This is a genomic window from Amycolatopsis solani, assembly GCF_033441515.1.
GTDB classification, from domain to species: domain Bacteria; phylum Actinomycetota; class Actinomycetes; order Mycobacteriales; family Pseudonocardiaceae; genus Amycolatopsis; species Amycolatopsis solani.
In genome coordinates this window covers 2,971,779-2,989,074 of the sequence record NZ_JAWQJT010000001.1, presented here as the reverse complement: position 1 = coordinate 2,989,074, position 17,296 = coordinate 2,971,779, and the positions used below count along the sequence as shown (strand labels likewise).

Annotated in this window: 21 protein-coding genes; 9 read left to right on the top strand and 12 right to left on the bottom strand. The window is 71.8% G+C overall.

Features of this window, described 5'->3' with window-relative positions:
* Positions 1–50: 50 nt before the first annotated feature.
* Positions 51–392: a hypothetical protein gene (locus SD460_RS14715; RefSeq protein WP_290053660.1), complete on the top strand. Its 342-nt coding sequence runs from the start codon at positions 51–53 to the stop codon at positions 390–392.
* Here SD460_RS14715 and SD460_RS14710 read toward each other — a convergent pair.
* The 4 genes from SD460_RS14710 to ctaD all read right to left on the bottom strand — a co-directional run bounded on the left by SD460_RS14710 (position 389) and on the right by ctaD (position 4,719).
* Entirely contained in the window at positions 389–793 is a 405-nt protein-coding gene (locus SD460_RS14710; protein ID WP_290053663.1) for an OsmC family protein, read from the bottom strand. The two genes, SD460_RS14715 and SD460_RS14710, sit on opposite strands and share 4 nt — an antisense overlap.
* Before the next feature lie 16 nt (positions 794–809).
* The gene (locus SD460_RS14705) at positions 810–1,589 is read right to left on the bottom strand and encodes a peptidyl-tRNA hydrolase (protein WP_290053665.1); all 780 of its coding nucleotides are present in this window, start codon (positions 1,587–1,589) and stop codon (positions 810–812) included.
* Positions 1,586–2,815, bottom strand: a complete 1,230-nt coding sequence (serB, locus tag SD460_RS14700) for a phosphoserine phosphatase SerB (RefSeq protein WP_290053668.1) — start codon at positions 2,813–2,815, stop codon at positions 1,586–1,588. The genes SD460_RS14705 and serB overlap by 4 nt, the downstream gene beginning before the upstream one ends.
* 116 nt (positions 2,816–2,931) lie before the next feature.
* Positions 2,932–4,719 (bottom strand): aa3-type cytochrome oxidase subunit I, encoded by a 1,788-nt coding sequence (gene ctaD, locus SD460_RS14695; protein ID WP_290053670.1) that lies wholly within the window; start codon positions 4,717–4,719, stop codon positions 2,932–2,934.
* 136 nt (positions 4,720–4,855) lie between these two features.
* Here ctaD and SD460_RS14690 point away from each other — a divergent pair, with 136 nt between their 5' ends.
* Positions 4,856–5,686, top strand: coding sequence for a phosphotransferase (locus SD460_RS14690; protein ID WP_290053672.1), 831 nt, complete (start codon positions 4,856–4,858; stop codon positions 5,684–5,686).
* On the opposite strand, the gene SD460_RS14685 is transcribed toward SD460_RS14690, so the two are convergent.
* Positions 5,674–6,435: an alpha/beta fold hydrolase gene (locus SD460_RS14685; protein WP_290053676.1), complete on the bottom strand. Its 762-nt coding sequence runs from the start codon at positions 6,433–6,435 to the stop codon at positions 5,674–5,676. The two genes, SD460_RS14690 and SD460_RS14685, sit on opposite strands and share 13 nt — an antisense overlap.
* Between SD460_RS14685 and SD460_RS14680 the strand changes: the two genes are divergently transcribed.
* Positions 6,434–6,973 carry a GNAT family N-acetyltransferase gene (locus SD460_RS14680; protein ID WP_290053678.1) on the top strand — a complete coding sequence of 180 codons (540 nt, stop codon included), beginning with the start codon at positions 6,434–6,436 and terminating at the stop codon, positions 6,971–6,973. The two genes, SD460_RS14685 and SD460_RS14680, sit on opposite strands and share 2 nt — an antisense overlap.
* 35 nt (positions 6,974–7,008) lie before the next feature.
* Here SD460_RS14680 and SD460_RS14675 read toward each other — a convergent pair whose 3' ends face one another.
* The 3 genes from SD460_RS14675 to SD460_RS14665 form a co-directional block, all read right to left on the bottom strand.
* Positions 7,009–7,317, bottom strand: a complete 309-nt coding sequence (locus tag SD460_RS14675; RefSeq protein WP_290053679.1) for an Rv1322 family protein — start codon at positions 7,315–7,317, stop codon at positions 7,009–7,011.
* Between the two features lie 482 nt (positions 7,318–7,799).
* Positions 7,800–8,900: an NAD/NADP-dependent octopine/nopaline dehydrogenase family protein gene (locus SD460_RS14670; RefSeq protein ID WP_318306244.1), complete on the bottom strand. Its 1,101-nt coding sequence runs from the start codon at positions 8,898–8,900 to the stop codon at positions 7,800–7,802.
* A gap of 95 nt (positions 8,901–8,995) precedes the next feature.
* Positions 8,996–10,120, bottom strand: a complete 1,125-nt coding sequence (locus tag SD460_RS14665; protein WP_290059040.1) for an alkaline phosphatase family protein — start codon at positions 10,118–10,120, stop codon at positions 8,996–8,998.
* A 104-nt stretch (positions 10,121–10,224) separates the two neighbouring features.
* Between SD460_RS14665 and SD460_RS14660 the strand changes: the two genes are divergently transcribed.
* Entirely contained in the window at positions 10,225–10,434 is a 210-nt protein-coding gene (locus tag SD460_RS14660; protein ID WP_125312985.1) for an FmdB family zinc ribbon protein, read from the top strand.
* Here the strand turns inward: SD460_RS14660 and SD460_RS14655 are convergent.
* Positions 10,431–11,549 carry a trans-sulfuration enzyme family protein gene (locus tag SD460_RS14655; protein WP_290059041.1) on the bottom strand — a complete coding sequence of 373 codons (1,119 nt, stop codon included), beginning with the start codon at positions 11,547–11,549 and terminating at the stop codon, positions 10,431–10,433. The two genes, SD460_RS14660 and SD460_RS14655, sit on opposite strands and share 4 nt — an antisense overlap.
* Positions 11,550–11,607: 58 nt before the next feature.
* Here SD460_RS14655 and SD460_RS14650 point away from each other — a divergent pair, with 58 nt between their 5' ends.
* The gene (locus tag SD460_RS14650; protein WP_290059042.1) at positions 11,608–12,084 is read left to right on the top strand and encodes an Lrp/AsnC family transcriptional regulator; all 477 of its coding nucleotides are present in this window, start codon (positions 11,608–11,610) and stop codon (positions 12,082–12,084) included.
* Positions 12,085–12,086: 2 nt separating this feature from the next.
* Here SD460_RS14650 and SD460_RS14645 read toward each other — a convergent pair whose 3' ends face one another.
* Positions 12,087–12,614, bottom strand: coding sequence for a P-loop NTPase family protein (locus tag SD460_RS14645; protein ID WP_290059043.1), 528 nt, complete (start codon positions 12,612–12,614; stop codon positions 12,087–12,089).
* Positions 12,598–13,062 (bottom strand): Lrp/AsnC family transcriptional regulator, encoded by a 465-nt coding sequence (locus SD460_RS14640; protein ID WP_290059044.1) that lies wholly within the window; start codon positions 13,060–13,062, stop codon positions 12,598–12,600. The genes SD460_RS14645 and SD460_RS14640 overlap by 17 nt, the downstream gene beginning before the upstream one ends.
* A 93-nt stretch (positions 13,063–13,155) precedes the next feature.
* Between SD460_RS14640 and SD460_RS14635 the strand changes: the two genes are divergently transcribed.
* The 4 genes from SD460_RS14635 (at position 13,156) to SD460_RS14620 (ending at position 15,442) form a co-directional block, all read left to right on the top strand.
* Positions 13,156–13,995, top strand: a complete 840-nt coding sequence (locus SD460_RS14635; RefSeq protein ID WP_290059045.1) for an LLM class flavin-dependent oxidoreductase — start codon at positions 13,156–13,158, stop codon at positions 13,993–13,995.
* Positions 13,992–14,417, top strand: a complete 426-nt coding sequence (locus tag SD460_RS14630) for a nucleoside deaminase (protein ID WP_290059046.1) — start codon at positions 13,992–13,994, stop codon at positions 14,415–14,417. Before SD460_RS14635 ends, SD460_RS14630 begins: the two co-directional genes overlap by 4 nt.
* Positions 14,414–14,824, top strand: a complete 411-nt coding sequence (gene tsaA, locus SD460_RS14625) for a tRNA (N6-threonylcarbamoyladenosine(37)-N6)-methyltransferase TrmO (RefSeq protein ID WP_290059047.1) — start codon at positions 14,414–14,416, stop codon at positions 14,822–14,824. Before SD460_RS14630 ends, tsaA begins: the two co-directional genes overlap by 4 nt.
* Before the next feature lie 105 nt (positions 14,825–14,929).
* The gene (locus tag SD460_RS14620; RefSeq protein ID WP_290059048.1) at positions 14,930–15,442 is read left to right on the top strand and encodes a hypothetical protein; all 513 of its coding nucleotides are present in this window, start codon (positions 14,930–14,932) and stop codon (positions 15,440–15,442) included.
* Here the strand turns inward: SD460_RS14620 and SD460_RS14615 are convergent, their stop codons facing one another.
* On the bottom strand, positions 15,443–17,209 hold the full coding sequence (locus SD460_RS14615) for a 3-hydroxyacyl-CoA dehydrogenase family protein (RefSeq protein ID WP_290059049.1): 1,767 nt from the start codon (positions 17,207–17,209) through the stop codon (positions 15,443–15,445).
* Positions 17,210–17,296 lie beyond the last annotated feature (87 nt).

Below are 17,296 nucleotides of genomic sequence, written 5' to 3'. Positions count from 1 at the left end.
CAGCACCGACCGGTACGGTGAAGCAACCGAAGCAATAAAGGGAGCACCGGTTGACCCAGGATTCGTCCAGCGCACAGTCCCGGACCGTCAGTGTCGACGACACCGGCGTGCGGCGGCGCCTCGCGGACGGCAGCGAAGAAGCTGTCACGTGGGCCGGCCTGTCGTCGGTGATGGTCCGGGTGATCCCCGACGGCCCGTGGAACGAAGACGTGTTCTTCATGCTGGTGGGCACCGACGGCAAGGGCACCGCGGTCCCGAGCGGCGACCCGGCGGCCGACGCGCTCATCGAGCGCCTGCAGTCCTTGCCGGGCTTCGACAACGAGAAGTTCATCGAGGCCATGACGACCGACGCCGACCAGGCTTACGTCGTCTGGGAATCCGCGCAGAACTAGGCGCCCGGGAACTCCTCCGTCACCGGAATCCCCTTCTTGAGCGTCCGGCTCACCGTGCACAGCCGCTCGATCGCGCGGTCCACGGCGCCGGCCAGCGCTTCCCGCTGATCCGCCGCCAATGTCGACACGTCGACGTCGAAAGCGACGTGCACGGCGTCCAGTTCCGAAGCCCCTTCACGCCGATCCGCGGTGACGGTGACGCGGAACTTCGAGTCCTCGCCGACCCGTCGCGTGATCAGCTCTTCGGCGGTCACCGCGCTGCAGCCCGCGGCCGCGATCTGCAGCAGTTCGGCGGGCGAGAAAGCCCCTTCGGCGCCCGCGCGGCCCAGCCGGACCTCCGCGCCCCGATCATTGCGCCCCACGAACGCGTGCTGCCCGTCGCGTTGAACTTCGAGTCCCATGCCCGCTCCAACCGGCTCAGGGAGCCGCTTGTTCCGGCGCCCACTGGGCGAGAACCGTGATGGTGCCCGGATCGACCTCGGTGAACCCGGCGTCCCGCACGGCGATGACGCGGTCCCGCCGCCACGCGCCCTCGGGGTCGTCGCCGGGGTGCAGTTCCTTCCACTGCACGGGGCTCGCGGTGCGCACGGCGGTCCGGTAGCCGCGCGCGGCCCAGCCGGCGAGCGCGGCGTCGTCGAGCAGCGCGGCGAGGATCATCGTCGCGTGGCCGACCTGTGCCGAAGCCTTGCCGACGGTCATCGGCACGTGCGGGTTGAGCAGCAGCAACGGCACCCCGTCCGGGATCGGCCCCGGCTCGTCCGGCGGCAGTTCGCTGCCCGAGATCTGCAGCCGCGCGACTTCCTTGGGCGTCTCGGTGATCAGGCCCGGGACGAGGGCTCGCGCTTCGGCGCCGTCGACCTCGACGGTGACGCCCGGCAGGTCCTGCACCGCGGCCCAGTGCGCGCCCCGGGCCCGCCGCGCGACCTTCCGGATCCGGTTGTCGAGCCACGCGTGCATCGGCTCCGCCCACTCGCCGCCCGGCTGGGCGCGCTCGTCGAGGCACACGGCCAGCGCGGCCGCCGCCGCGGCTTCCAGCAACGGCGTGCGGCCCGGCGGCTCGGCGCGTTCGATGCGCAGGATCACCGGCATCGCGCGGACTTCTTCCGGGACCTCGTCGGAGGTGTCCGACGTGTCTTCGGGCGGAAGCCCCAGCCAGAAGGCGTAGCGGGCGCCAAGGGGGTCGAGAACGCTGCTCACGGACGCATCAGCTCGAGCCCGTCGGCGGCGTCGGCCGCTTCGACCTCGCCGCGGGTCAGCCCGAGCACGAACAGCACCGCGTCGAGGTACGGGTGCGACAGCGCCGTGTCGGCCACCTCGCGCAGCGCGGGCTTGGCGTTGAACGCGACGCCCATGCCCGCGGCCGACAGCATGTCGATGTCGTTGGCGCCGTCCCCGACCGCCACGCACTGCTCCAGCGGGATGTCGTACTCGCCGGCGACGCGGCGAAGCACCTTCGCCTTGCCCGCCCGGTCGACGACCTCGCCGATGACCTTCCCGGTGAGCTTGCCGTCCACGATCTCGAGCTCGTTCGCCGCCGCGAAGTCGAGGCCCAGCTCTTCCACCAGACCCCCGATGACCTGGGTGAACCCGCCGGACACGACGCCGGTCTTGAACCCCATCCGCTTGAGCGTGCGGATCGTGGTGCGGGCGCCCGGGGTCAGCTCGATCGACGCGGCGACCTCGTCGATGGCCGTCGCCGGCAGGCCCTCCAGCAACGCGACCCGCCGTTCCAGCGACTCGCTGAAGTTGAGCTCGCCGCGCATGGCCGCTTCGGTGATCTCGCGGATCTCCGGCTCGACCCCGGCGTGCGCGCCCAGCATCTCGATGACCTCGCCCTGGATGAGCGTCGAGTCGACGTCGAAGACGACCAGCCGCTTGGCCCGGCGCGTGATCCCGGCGCGCTCCACGGCGATGTCGACCCCCGCCTCGACGGCGGCGTCGGCGAGCTCCGAGCGCAGCGCGGTGTCGGCTTCCGGGGTGTCCCGGTCGACCGAGACGTACAGCTCCAGCCCGGTCACGGGGTAGTCGGCGACGCTGCGGATCGCGTCGATGTTGGCGCCGAGCGAGGCCAGCCGGCGCGCGACCTCGGAGAAGCCCCGCGCGGTGACCGGGCGGCCGAGCACCACCAGCACGTGGGTGGAGTCGCGGCGGCCCAGCGCGAACGGGTCGTCCCCGATCGCCGACCCGATCTTGACGTCGACCTGCATGCCGACGGACGCCATCGCCTGCTCGACCGTCTCCTGCAGGCCCTCGGGGTCGCGGTAGACCCCGGCGAGCACGCCGAGCACCAGCTGCCCGCGGATGACGACCTGCTCGACGTCGAGGACGTCGACGTCGTGCCGGGTCAGCACGGCGAACAGCACGGACGAGACACCCGGCTTGTCGGGGCCGGTCGTCGTGATCAGGACGGGGGTCTGGGTCACTGGTCATCCCTCGTTCGGCAACGCTGCACGGTCAGTCTGCCGGTCCGGGGTCGGACAAAAGTAGAGCGCGTGCCCGGCTTCACAAAAGCCGGGCACGCGCTCACTCGATCAGGTGCTTACTTGTCGCCCTGCTCGCTGGCGTTGTCCTTGGAGTGGTCTCCGGGGATCACCGCTTCGGTCAGCAGCTGCGACGGCGCCGCGTGGCTGTTGACCTTCTGCTTGCCGAAGAAGCCGATCTCGCCCTCGCTGTGGAGCCGCTCGATCATGTGCGGGTAGTGCAGCTCGAACGCCGGCCGCTCGGAGCGGATCCGGGGCAGCTCGGTGAAGTTGTGCCGCGGCGGCGGGCAGGAGGTCGCCCACTCGAGCGAGTTGCCGTAGCCCCACGGGTCGTCCACCGTGACGATCTCGCCGTACCGGTAGCTCTTGAAGACGTTCCAGATGAACGGCAGCGTCGAGGCACCGAGGATGTACGCGCCGATCGTGGAGATCGTGTTCAGCGTGGTGAAGCCGTCACTGGTCAGGTAGTCCGCGTACCGCCGCGGCATGCCCTCCGCGCCGAGCCAGTGCTGGACGAGGAACGTGCCGTGGAAGCCGATGAACGTGGTCCAGAAGTGCCACTTGCCGAGCTTTTCGTCCATCATCCGGCCGGTGATCTTCGGGAACCAGAAGTAGATGCCGGCGAAGGTGGCGAACACGATCGTGCCGTAGAGCACGTAGTGGAAGTGCGCGACGACGAAGTAGCTGTCCGACACGTGGAAGTCGATCGCCGGCGCGGCCAGCAGGATGCCGGTCAGGCCGCCGAAGAGGAACGTGACGATGAAGCCCATCGAGAAGATCATCGGCGTCTCGAAGGACAGCTGGCCCTTCCACATCGTGCCGATCCAGTTGAAGAACTTGATGCCGGTCGGGACGGCGATCAGGAACGTCATGAAGGAGAAGAACGGCAGCAGCACGGCGCCGGTGGCGTACATGTGGTGCGCCCACACCGCGACCGACAGCGCCGCGATGGCCAGCGTCGCCCAGACCAGGCTCTTGTAGCCGAACAGCGGCTTGCGGCTGAACACCGGGAAGATCTCCGACACGATCCCGAAGAACGGTAGCGCGACGATGTAGACCTCGGGATGGCCGAAGAACCAGAAGAGGTGCTGCCAGAGGATCACGCCGCCGTTTTCGGGGTCGAACACGTGCGCCCCGAGGTGCCGGTCCGCCAGCAGGCCCATCAGGGCCGCGGTCAGGATCGGGAAGGCGAGCAGGATCAGGATCGACGTCACCAGGATGTTCCAGGTGAAGATCGGCATCCGGTACATCGTCATGCCGGGCGCGCGCAGGCAGACCACGGTGGTGACCATGTTGACCGCGCCGAGGATGGTGCCGAGACCGGAGACCACCAGGCCGGAGATCCACAGGTCGGCGCCGACGCCCGGCGAGTGGATCGCGTCCGACAGCGGGGTGTAGGCGAACCAGCCGAAGTCGGCGGCGCCACCCGGCGTCAGGAAGCCCGACAGCACGATCAGGCCGCCGAAGAGGTACAGCCAGTACGAGAACGCGTTCAGCCGCGGGAACGCGACGTCGGGCGAGCCGATCTGCAGCGGGAGCACGAAGTTCGCGAAGCCGAAGAGGATCGGGGTCGCGTACAGCAGCAGCATCACCGTGCCGTGCATGGTGAACAGCTGGTTGTACTGCTCCTGCGAAAGGAACTGCTGCCCGGGCCGCGCCAGCTCGGTGCGGATCAGCATGGCCATCGCGCCGCCCGCCATGAAGAAGGCGAACGACGTGACCAGGTACATGATCCCGATCTGCTTGTGGTCCGTCGTGCGGAACAACCGCAGCAGGTACGAACCCTTGACCGACTCGCGCGCGGGGTACGGGCGCGTCGCGATCGGCTTGGGGGCTACGGCCGTCACTCCTGCCTCCAACACTTGAAACCTTGTGGTGGTCATCGTCCGGCCACCGGGGCTCGGGAACACCCGGTCCGGCGGCTTAGGGGGATCGTAGCCCTCGCTACCGACAGTCGCGCGCACCGGCTGGCAAGATCGGGCCGTGGCCGACGAACACACGCGGAACGCGGTCCGCGCGGCACTGGCCGCGACCACCCGGCTGGGCCTGCCGGAGCACGTTCCCGAAGTGCTCCACGAGCGCTCGAACGTGCTGGTGAGACTGGGTCCGGTGGTCGCGCGGGTGCCGGGGACGACGACGCTCGCCCGGCCGGAGCCGACGGCTTGGCTGGCCCGGGACGTCGCGGTCTCGCGGTTCCTCACGGACCGTGGTGTGCGCGTCGTCTCACCCACCACGGATCCCCCGGCCGGACCCCATTTCGCGGCCGGGCTGCCGGTCACGCTCTGGCACCACACCCCGCACGATCCGGGCCACCGGTACGCACCGGACACCGTCGCGCGGTCCCTCGCCGAGGTGCACTCGGCGTTGCGCGAGTACCCCGGCGAACTGCCCCGCCGCGGGCCCCTCGACGACCTGGAGCGCATCCTCGCGCGCCACGGCGACGCGATGGACGGCGCGGCACCCCGGCTGGCGGCCGAAGCCGCGCGGATCGCGGCCGCGCTGCCGGACACCGACGGCCGCCCGCTGCACGGCGACGCCCACCCCGGCAACCTGATCGCGACGCCCGGCGGCCCCTGCTGGCTGGACTTCGAGGACACCTGGCACGGGCCGCTCGCCTGGGACCTCGCCGTCCTGGCCCGCCAGGGCGGCCCCGAGTACCTGGCTGCCTACCCCGAGACGGTGTCCGCCGCGGACCTCGAGGTGTGCACGCGGTTGCGGGAACTGTTCGCCGTCGCCTGGCGCTACGTCATCGCGAAGCGGTTCCCGCACCGCCTGCCCGAAGCCCGTTCCGCGCTGGCTGCCTACTTCTCGTGAGTCGCGGGGTACCAGGACAGGATCGCTTCGACGACGCCCGCGGGGTCTTCCAGCGGCGTCAGGTGCCCGACGTCCGGGAGCACCACGAGCGTGGCGCCGTCGACGGCTTCGGCCATTTCGCTCGCCGCCTCGACCGGGGTGATCGGGTCCGCTTCACCCACGATGACCAGCGTCGGCACGTCCGATTCCCGCAGGAGTTGTCGCGAATCGGGCCGGGCACGCAGCGCCAGCGCCGTCCACGCGACGCCGGCGGGCGGCTGGGCTTCGATGATCCCGCGGACGTCCTCGACGAGCTCGGGCCGTGCGTTCCGGGTCGATTCCGCCAGCAGGTTCGGCAGGTTCGCCTCGGCCAGCCAGGGCTTGGTGCCCTCCCGGTCGACGCGGGCGGCGACGTCGAGCCTCGACTGCGCGGCCTCGGGCGTGTCGGGCGTGGCCTTGGTGTCGATGAGCACGAGCCCGCCGACCCGTTCCGGCGCCAGCCGCAGCACGGCCATCGCGAGGTAGCCGCCCATCGAGCAGCCACCGAGCACGACGCGGTCCAGCTCCAGCCGGTCGAGCAGGGCGACGACGTCCCGCGCGGCGTCGTCGAGACTGGGTTCGCGATCGGACTCCGGCAGCGGCGAGCGGCCGAGCCCGCGCTGGTCCGGGGTGATCACCCGAAGGTGTGAAGCGAGAGGCTCGCGCACCGCGTTCCACATGCGGGCGTCCAGCGGAAAGGCGTGGAGGAGGACCAGCGGCAGTTCGGTCATGCCGGCTATTTTGTCGGACCCCCGCGCTAGCTTCGCCGATGTGTTCACCGACATCGAAACCGACCGGCTCCTGCTGCGTCCGCTCCACGAGGCGGATCGCCAGGCGATGGTCGACATCCACACCGACCCGCGCACCAACCGCTTCCACCCGGATCCGCCCGACGTCCCGCGCGCGTCGGCGATGTTTTCGGAGTGGCTGGAGCACTGGGCCGACCACGGCTTCGGCTACCCCGCGGTCCTCGAACGCGGCGGCACCGAGGTGCTCGGCATGTGCGGCGTCCGGCTGCGGGAGTTCCACGGCGAGAAGGTGCTGAACCTCGGCTACCGCTTCCGGCCGTCGGCGTGGGGCAAGGGGTACGCGGTCGAGGCCGGCCAGGCGGTCCTCGAGTGGTGCGCTCGTGAACTGCCGACCGTGCCGGTGCTGGCGAGCGTGAGCATCGCGAACAAGCCGTCGCTGCGGGTGGCCGAGCGCCTCGGCTTCACGGAGTACACGGAGGAGATGTACGACGGCGCGATGTCGAGGCACTACCGGCGCTGAGCCGGACCGTTGTTTGACAACTCAAGAGTGAAGGATCACCGGCGCCGGGTCGGCCGCCGCCGGGCGCGCGCCTCCCAGCAGGCCCGGTGCCAGTGCCGCCGGTCGGCGACGGACCCGGTGTCATCGGCGGGCCAGACCACGAGGTGCGGCGTCCCGGGCCGGATCTCGTGGTCACAGCCGGGGCAGCGGTAGAACTTGGTGGCTTGCGACCCGGGCACGGTCCGCACGAGCCAGTCCCCATCGCTCCCGGCCTCGGCCCGAGCCCACCCGGTAGCGCCACCAAGCTCCCGTTCAGGCGACAAGCCACCGTCCGACCGGCGGCCGGGACGGTTCCGTCGAGGCACACCACCACGGTAACGGCCACCGGTTCAGGCGACGGCTTCCGGTCCACACCGGCTGGTCCGGCCCGCGCCACCTCCCCAGCCCGGTCGGCCCACGGGTCCAGCGCGGGCAACCACCTCCGGCCCACCCGTCCCGAGCCCGCCCCTGCCCACGATCAGCGCCATCCGGCCGCCACTGCCCACCCGCGAGGTTCCAAGGCTCCCGCGCGTTCCCGGGACGGCACATCACCCCGACCGGACCCGCGCGCACTGCCCCGCGCGGTCCCGGCCGAATCCGCCCCCGCCGGCCCACTCGCCCAGCCCGCCCGGCAGCACGCCACCCGGCCGACCACCCCGCGCGATCCCGGCCGAATCCGCCCCGCCGACCCACCCGCCCCGGCCCCGCCAGGCAGTAAGCCACCCGGCCGCCTGACCAGGGTCCGAAGCCACCCGGCCGACCACCCCGCGCCGCGAGGTTCCGCGCTCGCACCCCACCCCACGAGACCTCAAGCCGCCCGGTCCGCCACCCCGCCGCCGGCCCCCAGCCGGCGCACGATCCCCTCATGGCCGAGCCCCTCCCACCCGAGCCTCCCCAAGGTTCGCCCGGTCCGGCGGAAATCCTCCCCGCCGAGCACGGACATGATCGTGATCGCGGCGTCCACCACCGGCGTGGCCACCCCGGCGCACCGCGCGAGCGCCTGCAGCGGCACCAGCGTCGACCGGATGTCCTCCGTCAGGAACCGGTGGTCGAGGCTGGTCGGCGCGGCGATCGTCCGGTACGGCTCCACCGTCCGCAGCGCGTCCAGCAGCGTCGTGGCCGGGCAGCCGTAGTACCGGTCGAGCACCTCGGTCATCGGCATCAGCCGGGCCCCGTACGCCCGCGCGACCAGCGCGAACTCGGCCTCGGTCCGCTCCAGCAACGCGATCGTGCGCGCCGAGACGCCGTCGACGTAGAAGAGCAGCTCCTCCGCGCGGTCGATGGTCCCGAGGTTGGCGAGGGCGATCGGCACGTGCGCGACCGCGCCGAAGTCGTGCAGCCCGCGTTCCACCGGGTTGCGCGCGATCTCCAGCATCGGGAACCACTCGCGCAGCAGCCCGGCCCGCCGGGCGACGGCGGCCGGAGTGCTGCCGGAAATGAGGTTCCAGCCCTTCGCGCCCAGCACGGTCACCCCGTCGGTCCCGGCCGGCCGGGCGGCGAAGAGCGCGTCGGTCTCGACGACGTCGACGGCCGGCGCCCCGGCGGCAGCGAGCGCGTGCGCGAACTCGACGCTCCCGCACAGCTTGCTGGAGAACAGCACGACGACCTGGCCCGCGCGCAGGTGCGGCGCGAGGCGGGCGGCAACGTCCGGGTAGGCCGTGGTCACGGTGGCGATCAGCACGACGGCACGTGCACCGAGCCCCGCCGGGTCGGAAGTCACCTCCCGCAGCGGGAACCGGCCCTCGAGCACGCCGTGCGCGACGATCTCCCGGCAGCGCGCGATCCCCGCCACGGCGGCCAGTTCCCGCGTGTAGAGGTGCACGGGCAGTCCCCGCGCGGCGAGGTGCGCGGCCACGGCCCGTCCCTCGCCGCCCGCTCCGACGACCCCGATCCCGTCCAGCACGCTCATTCCGCCCACTCCCGTCAGTCCGGTACGCAGTGGACAGGTCGGCACCGGAAGGGGGAAAGTTCCCGCCGGGGCACGTTCCCGGAAAGGGGGACGCCTCAACCCTGGGCGAGCGCGAGCGGCACCAGCTGTTCGGCGGTGGTCAGCGAGCCGTGCTGCCCGACCAGCGAGCTCTCGACGGCTTCCGCGAGCCCGCGCACCATCCCGAACCGGTCCCGGGCCGCGGCGACGACGTCGCCGATGCGCGGCAGCACCCGGTCGCTGACCGTGTGCCCGAACCAGCCCTCGGCCACGGCTTCCTCGCGCGAGCGCACCCAGGCCCGCTCGCCGAGCACCGCCCGCCAGACCGCGAGGACGTCGGCGGCCGCGCCCGGCTCGGTGTAGACGTGCCGGGCCCGCACCTCGCCCCCGAACGTCCGCACGCCGGCCAGCAGCTCCGGGACGTCTTCGAGGTCGAGCTTGTCGTCGACGGTCACCATCCCGTGGTCGGCCACGACGGCGAGCAGCGCCCCGGCCGGCAGGTTGTCCACAATGGACTCGACGAGCCGGTCGACGTGCCGCAGCTGCATCCGCCAGGCGGTCGAGCCGGGCCCGTAGACGTGGCCCAGCAGGTCGAGTTCGTTGTGGTAGGAGTAGCAGAACGCCCGCCCGCCGAGCACGTCCACCGTCCGCGCGGCGAGGTCGCCCAGCGCGTGCACCCCGGCGTAGCGCGCTCCGCTCTGGGTGGCGCGGGTCAGCGCCGTGTCGGCGAACTTCCCCGCGGACACCACCGCGGCGTCGATCCCGGCCGCGGCGGCCCGCTCGAACGTCGTCGGCAGCGGCTGCACGTCGCGGGGCGGGAGGGCGCCGCGCAAGTCGCTGCCGTCCTCGTGGCTGCACCAGCGCAACGCGTTGAGCACGCCCGCGCCGGGCATTTCGAAGGTGTAGCCGACCATGCCGTGTTCGCCCGACGCGAGCCCGGTGCCGATCGCGGCCACCCCGGCGGCCGTCGTCGACGGGAAGCCGACGCGCAGCGACTCGCGGGCGAGCTCGGTCAGCACCGGGGCGTCCGCGGCGTGTTCGGCGAGCAGCTCCCAGCCGAGCCCGTCGACGAGCAGCACCCCGGCGCTGCGCACCTCCGGCAGGGCAAGGGTGTTCGCGCAGCCGGGCACCCCGAGCGCGGCGAGCAGGGACGGGACGACCTGGCCGAGGTGCGGGACGTCGGCGAGCGAAGGCGGCTGCACGCGCCCAGCTTCCCACTGCCGGGCGCGCGCGGCGGTCCGAGCGGCGAATCCCCGGTCCGGCGGCCGCCTTCCCTTCCGCCGGGCGGTCCGGCGATAATCGCGGCATGCCGACCTACGCCTACCGCTGCCGCGAGTGCACCGAGACGTTCGAGCTCCTGCGCCCGATGAGCGAATCCGGTGCGCCGGCGCCCTGCCCGGAGGGGCACTCCGACACCGTCAAGCTGCTCACCACGGTCGCCCTCACCGGGGCCGCGAGCGGTCCCGCGGCCCCGGCCGGCGGTGGCGGCTGCTGTGGTGGCGGCTGCTGCGGCTAGAGCGCCTTCAGCGCCTGTTCCAGGTCGGCCCACAGGTCCTCGACGTCCTCGAGGCCGACGGACATCCGGACCAGCTGGTCGGACACCCCGGCACCACGGCGGTCGCCCTCGTCGACGATCCGGTGGCTGATCGAACCGGGGTGCTGGATCAGCGTGTCGACGCTGCCGAGGCTGACGGCGGGCGTGATCAGCCGGACCGCGCCGATCAGGGCGTGCGGGTCGCCCTCGACCTCGAACGCCACCAGCGGCCCGCCGATCCGCGGGTAGTGGACGGCGCTCACGCCCGGGTGCCCGGCGAGCCGGGAAACCAGCGTCGACGCGGTCGCGGACGCGGCGTTCACGCGCAGCGGCAGCGTGGAAAGCCCGCGCAGCAACAGGTATCCGGCGAGCGGGTGCAGCACGCCGCCGGTGGCGAAGCGGATTTGCCGCAACCGCGCGGCTTCTTCGGCGTCGCACGCGACGATCCCGCCCATCACGTCGCCGTGGCCGCCGAGGAACTTCGTCGCGCTGTGCAGCACCATCCGGGCGCCGTGGCGGCCGGGACGCTGCAGCACGGGCGTGGCGAAGGTGTTGTCCACGGCCAGTGGCACGTCCCCGCAGGCCGCCGCCAGCTCGGCGATGTCCACCTCGGCCAGCGTCGGGTTCGCCGGCGTCTCGACGAACACCAGCCCGGTGTCCGGCCGGAGCGCGGCGGCGACGGCGTCCGGCGCGGCCCAAGTGACCTCGGTGCCGAGCAGCCCGGATTCGAGCAGGTGGTCACTGCAGCCGTACAGCGGGCGCACGGCGACGACGTGCCGTTTCCCTTGCGCCACCGCGGAAAGCAGGCAGGCCGAGACGGCGGCCATCCCGCTGGCGAACGCGACGCCGTGGTCGAAGCCTTCGAGTTCGGCGAGCGCCCGCTCGAACCGTTCGACGGTCGGGTTGCCGACCCGGCCGTAGATCGGCGGGCCGTCGAGCTCGCCGCCGGCGGCGAAGTCGTCGATCCGGGCGGCTTCGGCGGCGCTGTCGCGGGACGGGTAGGTCGTGGACAGGTCGAGCGGAGCGGCGTGCACGCCGAGGTCCGTGAGATCGTCACGGCCGGCGTGGACAGCTCGGGTTCGCAGCGCGGAAGTCATGCGAGCATGCTCGATCTTTCCCCGGATCGAGAGCAAGACTCTCGGATATCATTCGCCGATGTCCGATTCCGTCGAACTGAGTCCGGTCGACCTCCGGATTCTGCGTCTGCTGCAGAACGATGCCCGGATCACGAACAAGGACCTGGCGGCCGCCGTCGGCATCGCGCCCTCGACCTGCCTCGACCGCGTGGCCCGGCTGCGCGACACGGGCGTGATCACCGGCCAGCACGCCTCGGTCGACGCGGCCAAGCTGGGCCGTCCGCTGGAGGCCTTCCTGTTCGTCCAGGTCCGGCCGCACCGGCGGCCGCTGGTGGACCCGTTCATCGAGCACCTGCTGTCCCTGCCGGAGGTGCGCGCGGTCTACCACCTGACCGGCCCGGACGACTTCCTCGCCCACGTCGCCACCAGCTCGGCCGGCGAGCTGCAACGCCTGGTCCTCGACGAGCTGACCGCGCGGGACGAGGTGGCCCGCGTCCACACGAACCTGGTGTTCCAGCACTGGAGCGGCGGTCCGCTGCTGCCGCCGGGCGCCTGACGTCAGAGGGTGCCGAGCCAGCGGCGCGCCTCGCGCGGGGAAGTCAGCCGGACGACCACGGCGGCGCACGGCGGCTCGGCGGCCCAGGCCCGGATGGTCGCCCGCTTCTTCGCGAACGACGTGAAGTGCCAGCGGATGATCGAGTCACGGGAGAACATCTGCCGGAACGATTCGACGTTGCCGTTGCAGATCCGCTCCCGGGTCAGCGAACGCAGCAACGTCCGCCGCACCAGGCGGCTCAGCGAAAGCCGGCGCGGGTAGTCGAGGCCGACGATGAGCTGTGCGCGCGGCAGCACGACGTCCCGCCACCGGCTGTACGCGGCGTCGAGCACCCAGCGCTCCCCCGCGCACACCTCGGCGATCCGGCGGCGCTGCTCCTCGGTGGGCACCTCCACCCAGCCCGGCTGCCAGGTGAGGTCGTCCGCCGACACGTACGGCAGGCCGGTGCGCTCGGCGATGCGGGCGGCGAGCGTCGACTTGCCCGAGCCGGTCACGCCGTAGACGACGACGCGCTCAGGCACCGGGGTCACGGGCGGGTTCCTGCGGGCCGCGGTAGGGCAGGGTCTGGCTGTAGACGACGTTCGTGGTCGTGCTGCCGAACTGGGCGAGCTCGTCCATCGTGTGCTCGAGGTGGGCCATCGAGGCGGCGCCGATCTTGAGCGTGTAGCAGTCGTCGCCGGTGGTGCGCAGGCATTCGAGGATCTCGAGGCGCTCGGCGAGCAGCTTGTGCAGTGCCTCGTGCCGGCTGCCCGGGTACTTGAGCCGGACGACGGCGAGCACCGCGTAGCCGACCTTGCCGAGGTCGACCTGCGCGCGGTAACCGGTGATCACGCCGGTGGCCTCGAGCCGCCGGAGCCGTTCGGTCGTCGCGGACGCGCTGAGGTTCACGCGGCGGCCCAGCTCGGTGAGCGGCAGCCGGGCGTCGCGCTGGAGCTCGACGAGGATGGCCCAGTCCGTCTGATCGAGACTCACGGTCATCCGCCGAATCTACCGCGAGATCCACGGCCCGAGCCGATCAACGCCGTGATTGCTTCCTTCCGATCAGGGCCGGAGCGCCGATAGCCTTTCCCCGTGAAGATCGGCGTGAACGTCCCCAACTTCGGTCCCGGCACGGATCCGGGCGTCCTGCGCGCGTGGGCTCGGACGGTGGAAGGTCTCGGCTACGACCTGCTGATGGTGTCCGACCACGTCGCCATCACGCCGGACGTCGCCGGGCAGTACCCGGCGCCGTTCTACGAGCCGTTCACGACGCTGTCGTGGCTGGCCGGCGTCACCGAGCGGGTGCGGCTCGGCACCACCGTGCTGGTCGTGCCGTACCGGCATCCGCTGCTGGTGGCCCGGATGGCGGCGAACCTCGACGCGCTGAGCGGCGGCCGGCTGGTGCTCGGCGCCGGCATCGGCTGGGCGAAGCAGGAGTTCGACGCGCTGGGCGTGCCGTTCAGGGAACGCGGGAAGCTCACCACCGAGTACCTGCGGACGATCCGCGCGGCCTGGGCCGACCACGACGACTACCGCGCGGGCTCGATCCCGCTCTGGCTGGGCGGCCACAGCGACGCCGGCCTGCGCCGCGCGATCGAGCTCGGCGACGCGTGGCACCCGCTGCGGCTGACGATGCCCGGGTTCCGGGAAGGCCTGGCCCGGCTGGAAAAGCTGGCCGGCGACGAGCCGGTGCCCGCCTTCGCGCCGCGGATCCTGCTGCGGGTGACCGGATCCCCGGTGACCGGGCCGGACCGGCGGGCCGGTGAAGGCACCCTCGAGCAGGTCGTCGACGACCTGACGCAGCTGCGCGCGCTGGGCGCGGAAACCGTCGTGCTCGACCCGTTCGACACGGACCCGGCCGAAACGCTCCGCCCCGAGGTGGCGTGGCGAGACCTCGCGGCGGTGGCCGCGTCCTGGAAGGAGAACCGGTGAAGGAAACCGAAGAGGCCCTGCTGCGGCGGGCGATCGAGCTGGCCCGCGAAGCCCGCGAGGAGCACGGCAACCCGCCGTTCGGCTCCCTGCTGGCCGACGCCGACGGCAAGGTCATCGCCGAAGACCGCAACACGTCGTTGACCGACGACGACATCACCGCCCACCCGGAGCTGAAGCTCGCCCGCTGGGCCGCACAGAACCTGGACCCGGAAACCGCGGCGGCGACAACGATGTACACCAGCACCCAGCCCTGCGGCATGTGCACCGGCGCGATCGAGCGGTCCGGGCTGGGCCGCGTCGTGTACGCGCTCTCGACCGAGCAGTTCCTCACCCTGCGCCCGCCGGTCACCTGGGGCTACGAACTCGACGGCCCCGCCCTGTTCGACGAGGCCCGCGTGCCGGTCGAGGGGTACTACACGTGACGAGCTACGAGGTCCGCCCGGTAGCCCACGTGCGGTCGCCCCTGACCGACCGCGCCGCCGCCCCGAAACAGGGCGACGAGGGCGCCCCACCGGCCCACGTGGTCTTCGCCCCCGACTTCCACGCGGCGGCGGCCGACCTGCGCCCGGGCGACCGCCTGGTCCTGCTCACGTGGCTGCACGAAGCCGACCGCGAAGTCCGAGCGGTCCACCCCCGCGGCGACCCGGCCCGCCCGAGCACGGGCGTGTTCTCGACCCGCTCCCCGGACCGCCCCAACCCGATCGGCCTCCACACGGTCACCGTGACGGCAGCGGACAAGGGCACGCTCACGGTCACCGGCCTGGAAGCCATCGACGGCACCCCGATCCTGGACGTGAAGCCCGTCCTCGGCGAGGTAGCCGGGCGCTGATCCACGTGATCACGATCCGGGCACGGGGGTAACAGCCCTCGCTCTCCGGCCGACCTCTTTCGCACGAACGGACCACACCCGACCGTGCCGACCGGAGGTGCCACGATGACCGACGCGTTCGAACCCGTCATCCCCGATTCGTGGCCGCCGCCGGTACCACCGCCCGCGCGGGCACGGACCAGCTTCTGGCACCTGCTTCTCGCCGGCGCCGCGGGCGCCGCTTTGGTGGGCGCCCTGTGGGTCGGCCTCGACCTGGCCCGCGCCGACTCGCCGAGCGCACCGGCCGTGACCGCCGGGCAGTCGTTCGACCTCAGTGGCACGTTCACGCTGTACAGCACCGGGTACGGCTACAGCACCTGCGGCGGCTCCGGAGGTTACTCGGACATCACCACCGGGACGGCGGTCACTGTCTACAACGCGGCCGGAACTGTGCTCTCCCAAGGCGCGCTGGGAACCGGGCACTCGAACGGTGCCGGGACGTGCGTGTTCTCCCTCTCCGCACCGAACGTCCCGGCCGGCGAAAAGTTCTACCTGGTCGAGGTCTCCCACCGCGGCCGGATCATGGTCCAGCCCGACGACGCGCGGTACGGCCGCGTCGCGATCAGCCTGGGGAACTGATCAGTAGTCCTTGAAGCCCTTCCCGGTCTTACGGCCCAGCCGCCCGGCCGTCACCAGGTGCTCCAGCAGTGGCGCCGGCGCGAAGCCCTCCTCGCGGAACTCGAGGTACAACGTCCGCTGGATGGCCAGCGAAACGTCCAGCCCGACGACGTCCAGCAGCTCGAACGGGCCCATCGGCAGGCCACAGCCCACCTTCATGGCCGTGTCGATGTCGTCCGCCTCCGCGTAGTGGGCCTCCAGCATCTTCACCGCGTCGTTGAGGTACGGGAACAGCAGCGCGTTGACGATGAAACCCGCGCGGTCGCCGCAGTGGACGGCGTGTTTGCCGATCGCCGTGCAGACCGCGCTCGCCGTCGAGACCACGTCCGGGGCGGTCGCGATCGTCGAGACCACCTCGACGAGCTTCATCACCGGGGCCGGGTTGAAGAAGTGGAGACCGACCACATCGGACGGCCGGGAGGTCGCCGCCGCGCACTCGATCACCGGGAGCGAGGACGTCGTCGTGGCGAGCACCGCGCCGGGGCGGACCACCTCGTCCAGGGCCGCGAACACCGCCTGCTTCACCGAAAGCTCCTCGGCGACCGCCTCGATGACCAGGTCGACGTCGGCCAGTGCCTCGAAGTCCGTCACCGGGGTGATCCGGGCCAGCGCGGCCGAAGCGTCCTCTTCGGACAGCTTCCCGCGGACCACGGCCTTGTCGAGCGACTTCTTCACCTTCGCCACCGACGCCTGGGCCTTCTCCAGGCTCCGGGCGCGCAGCACGACGTCGAGGCCGCGCTTCGCGAACACCTCCGCGATGCCGGTGGCCATCGTCCCGGTGCCGACCACGCCGACCCGGGTCACCGGCCGCGGCGGCGCGGGGTCCACAGTGGACACGACGTCGGACGCGACCACGTTCGGCGAGTCCGGGGCGTCGTAGGTGTAGAAGCCGCGGCCGGTCTTGCGGCCGAGCAGGCCGGCCGTGATCATCTGCTTCAGCAGCGGTGCCGGCGCGTGCAGCCGGTTGCGGGACTGGTGGTACATCGTGTCGAGGATTTCGTTCGCGGTGTCCAGCCCGATCAGGTCGAGCAGCGCGAGCGGGCCCATCGGGTAGCCGCAGCCGAAGCGCATCGCGGCGTCGAGGTCCTCGCGGGTGGCGTAGCGCTGCTCGTACATCCGCACCGCGTGGTTGAGGTAGCCGAACAGCAGCGCGTTCGCGATGAACCCGGCCCGGTCGCCGATCACCACCGGCACCTTGCCGAGCCGCTCGGCGAACGCGACGACCTCGGTGACCACCTCGGGCTCGGTCACCACGGTCTTGACGATCTCGACGAGCTTCTGCACCGGCGCCGGGTTGAAGAAGTGCATGCCTACGACCTTGCCGGGACGCGTGGTGTGCACCCCGATCTCGGTGATCGACAGCGACGACGTGTTCGACGCGAACACGACCTCGGGCCGGGTGATCTTGTCGAGCTCGGTGAAGACGTCGGCCTTCAGCTCGAGGCTCTCCGGGATCGCCTCGATCACCAGGTCCACATCGGACAGATCGGAAAGCGATGTGCTGTAACGGATCCGGCCCAGCAGCGCGTCACGCCCCGGAGCATCCAGCTTGCCACCGGAAAGCGCCCGCTCGGTGGAGTGCTGCAAGTGCCCGCGTCCCCGCGCGACGCCTGCCTCGTCGAGCTCGACCGTGACGACGTCGAGCCCGCTGCGCGCGAGCACTTCGGCGATCCCGGCCCCCATCGTGCCCAGGCCGATCACTCCGACTGTCGAGATGTCCCGCGCCATCGAGGCCTCCAGAGATGTTACTCGCTGGTAATTGCCCCGATACTGCCACGCGGAACCGCGCGAAGCCCAGACGGAATCGAGTCAGTA